Origin of the sequence: Streptomyces laculatispora (assembly GCF_017353455.1) — a bacterium.
GTDB lineage: Bacteria > Actinomycetota > Actinomycetes > Streptomycetales > Streptomycetaceae > Streptomyces > Streptomyces laculatispora.
The window spans coordinates 1-3454 of record NZ_JAFMPZ010000475.1 but is presented as its reverse complement, the minus strand read 5'-3'; the positions used below and the strand labels follow the sequence as shown (position 1 = coordinate 3454).

At 71.6% G+C, this 3454-nt stretch carries 3 protein-coding genes; 2 read left to right on the top strand and 1 reads right to left on the bottom strand.

All coding sequences use genetic code 11. The features are described 5' to 3' along the window. Positions 1 to 1225 (top strand): MFS transporter (locus J1C73_RS23485; protein ID WP_207318164.1); only part of this gene is annotated, 1225 nt, incomplete at its 5' end. A 108-nt stretch (positions 1226 to 1333) separates the two neighbouring features. Here the strand turns inward: J1C73_RS23485 and J1C73_RS23480 are convergent. Further along, the gene (locus J1C73_RS23480) at positions 1334 to 2791 is read right to left on the bottom strand and encodes an MFS transporter (protein ID WP_207318163.1); all 1458 of its coding nucleotides are present in this window, start codon (positions 2789 to 2791) and stop codon (positions 1334 to 1336) included. Positions 2792 to 2962: 171 nt separating this feature from the next. On the opposite strand from J1C73_RS23480, the gene J1C73_RS23475 reads away from it, so the two are divergent. Then, positions 2963 to 3418 carry a MarR family winged helix-turn-helix transcriptional regulator gene (locus J1C73_RS23475; protein ID WP_123461996.1) on the top strand — a complete coding sequence of 152 codons (456 nt, stop codon included), beginning with the start codon at positions 2963 to 2965 and terminating at the stop codon, positions 3416 to 3418. Positions 3419 to 3454 lie beyond the last annotated feature (36 nt).

The following is a 3454-nucleotide window of genomic DNA, read 5'->3' as shown; positions in this document are numbered from 1 at the left end:
GCAGGGGATCGGCGGCGGCGCCCTCCAGGGCACCGTCCAGACCATCGCGGCGGACCTCTACCCGCTCAAGGAACGTCCGAGGATCCAGGCGAAACTGTCCACCGTCTGGGCCACTTCGGCGGTCACCGGACCGGTGCTCGGCGGGCTGTTCGCGGTGTACGCGGACTGGCGCTGGATCTTCCTGATCAACCTGCCGATCGGGGCCGTCGCCCTCTGGCTCGTCGCCCGCCACCTCCACGAACCCTCCCGCGTCCGCCGCGCGGCCGGCGCCCCCCGCCCCCGGATCGACTGGGCGGGCTCGCTGGCCGTCTTCGCGACCGGCGCCCTGCTGCTGACCGCACTCGTCCAGGGCGGGGTCGCCTGGCCCTGGCTGTCCTTCCCCTCCCTCGGCCTGCTGGCGGCGACCGCCCTGCTCGCCGCGCTGACCGTGTTCATCGAACGGCGCGCCGCCGAGCCGGTCATCCCCGGCTGGGTGTGGCGGCGGCGCACCATCGCCTCCGTCAACCTCGCCCTGGGCGCGATGGGTCTGCTGATGGTCGCGCCGACCGTCTTCCTGCCGACGTACGCGCAGTCGGTGCTCGGCCTCGGACCGATCGCCGCCGGTTTCGTGCTCTCGGTGATGACGCTGAGCTGGCCGGTGTCGGCGGCGTTCTCCAACCGGGTCTACAACCGCATCGGCTTCCGCCGCACCGCGATCACCGGCATGTCCGGCGCCCTGCTGGTCCTGCTCGCCTTCCCGCTGCTGCCCTATCCGGGCCGGGCCTGGCAGCCCGCACTGATCATGCTGCTGCTCGGCGCAGCGCTCGGGCTCTTCCAGCTCCCGCTGATCGTCGGCGTCCAGTCGACCGTCGGCTGGGCCGAACGCGGTACGACGACGGCGTCCGTGCTCTTCTGCCGCCAGCTGGGCCAGAGCATCGGCGCCGCGCTCTTCGGCGCCGTCGCCAACGGAGTCCTCGCTTCCCGGCTCGCCGACGCCCCCGTACCCGGCCTGCCCGGCGATCTGGACTCCGTCTCGCACGCCCTGGACGACCCGGGCGCACTGAGCGCGGCGGCAACGGACTATCTGCGGCGGGCCGTTGACGCCGCCGTCGACCGGGTCTACCTCGGGGCGGCCGCGGCCGCCGTCGTCGCCCTGCTGGTCCTCGTCTTCGTGACCCCCCGCCGCTTCCCGATCCTCACCGAGGAGCCCGACAGCGCTCCCGCGCCCGGAGGCCCGGCCGGCTGAGGGGAGGGCGTGGCCACCTCCGGCCTGGTCCCGTACGCGGAACTGCCCGGCTCCCTCCCCTTTCGGGGCGGAGCCGGGCAGTTCCGCGTACGGGTGCGCGTGCCGGGGTCAGCCCCTGGCCGTGGCCACCTCCGGCGAGGCGGCCGCGTCGGCCGTCTCACCGGTGGCGGCGGACCCGCGGACGGCCGGGATGAACGCCGAGATCGCCGCGGCGATGACGGCGACACCGCAGCCGAACATCAGGCCGGTACGGAACCCGGCCTCGGAGGTCAGGGTGAAGCCGCCCGCCTCCATGGTCATCTGCGAGAGGACCGCACCGATCACGGCGGCGCCGATCGAGGTGCCGAGCGCGCGCATGAGGGTGTTGAACCCGTTGGCGGCGGCCGTCTCGGACGCCGGGACCGCGCTCATGATCAGGGCGGGCATCGCACCGTAGGCGAGGCCGACGCCACTGCTGCTGACCATGAGGAACAGCATCAGCCCCCAGGCGGAGCCCATCAGGAGGATGCCCAGCCCATAGGCCGCGGCGATGACCAGCACACCGCAGATCAGCGTGAACTTCGGGCCGCGGGCGTCGGTGAGCTTCCCGCCGAACGGGGAGACGATCATCATCATGATGCCGCCGGGGGCCATCCACAGGCCCGCCGCGAGCATCGACTGGCCCAGGCCGTAACCGGTGGCCTCGGGGAACTGCAGCAGCTGCGGTGCGATCAGCATGCCCGCGTACATGCCGAAACCGACGAAGAGCGACGCGAGGTTGGTGATGAGCACCCGGGGGCGGGCCGTGGTGCGCAGGTCGACCAGCGGGTCCTTGGTCCGCAGTTCCCAGAACCCCCAGCCGATGAGCACCACGACGGAGGCGACGAACAGGCCGACCGTCGTCGTGGAGGTCCAGCCCCACTCGGCACCCTTGGAGACGGCGAGGAGCAGGCAGACCAGGCCGACGGCCAGGCCGAGGGCGCCGGGCACGTCGAAACGCTGCCCCTTGGCGCCCGCCGGGACGTCCGGAATCAGGAACCAGATCAGTGCGGAGATGGCGAGGGCCAGTGCGGCGGAGCCCCAGAACAGCACCCGCCAGCTCGCGTACTGGGCGACCGCCGAGGCGATCGGCAGGCCGAGGGCGCCGCCGATGCCGAGGGAGGCGCTGACCAGGGCGATGGAGGAGCTCAGCTTCTCCTTCGGCACCACGTCACGCAGCAGAGCGATGCCGAGCGGCACCATGCCCATGCCCATCCCCTGCAGACCGCGCCCGATGATCATGGGGACGACGGAGGACGCGAGGGCGCACACCACGGAACCGGCGAACAGCGGCACCGCGCACACGAGCAGCATCCGGCGCTTGCCCAGCAGGTCACCCAGCCGTCCGGAGACCGGCACGCACACCGCCGAGACCAGCAGGGTGACGGTGATCACCCAAGTGGCGTTGGAGGAGGTCGTGTTGAGAAGTTTTGGCAGCTCCGCGATGAGCGGGGTGACCAGGGTCTGCATGACCGCCGCCACGGTGCCGGCGAAGGCGAGCGTAGCGACCACACCGCCCGTTCTGGCTGTCGGCTGGGGGGCATCCATGAGGAGGAACTCCTAGGGGTCGTCGTCTCGTCCACCGAATAGCGATGTGCATCGTACACGCCGAATGTGTCATACACACTACGTGTCCGATGCACGCCGCATGAGAGCATGAGCCGGCGTTCAGCACCCGCCGCGCAACCGACCCCGGAGCAGGAGCAGGAGGCCGCGGACATGGCCAGGCCCACGGACGAGGTGGAGTACGAGCAGATGCTGCTCGGGCGGCACGACCTCCCCTACCACCGGGGCGGACGGCACAAGTACGCCCTCATGGAGCGAAGCGCCTACATCCTGCTGAGCCGCATCCGGATCCAGGGACCCATGTCCAACGGCGAACTGAGCGAGGCCTTCGGCCTCGACGCCTCCACCCTCAACCGCCAGACAGCCGCGGCGACACGCGCCGGACTGGCCGAACGCATCGCCGATCCCGACGGCGGCATGGCCCGCAAGTTCCGCATCACCGCCAAGGGCGCCGAACTCCTCGACCAGGAGCGCGAACGGGTCGTGCGAGCCCTGGACCAGATCATGGACGACTGGCCGGACGAGGACATCGCCGCCTTCGCCGGCTACCTCAAGCGCTTCAACAGCGGAATCGAGCACCTCTCCAAGCACCCCTGGCCGCGCCCCTGACCCCGGCCCCGCCCGGCCACCGGCACGCACCCCGGG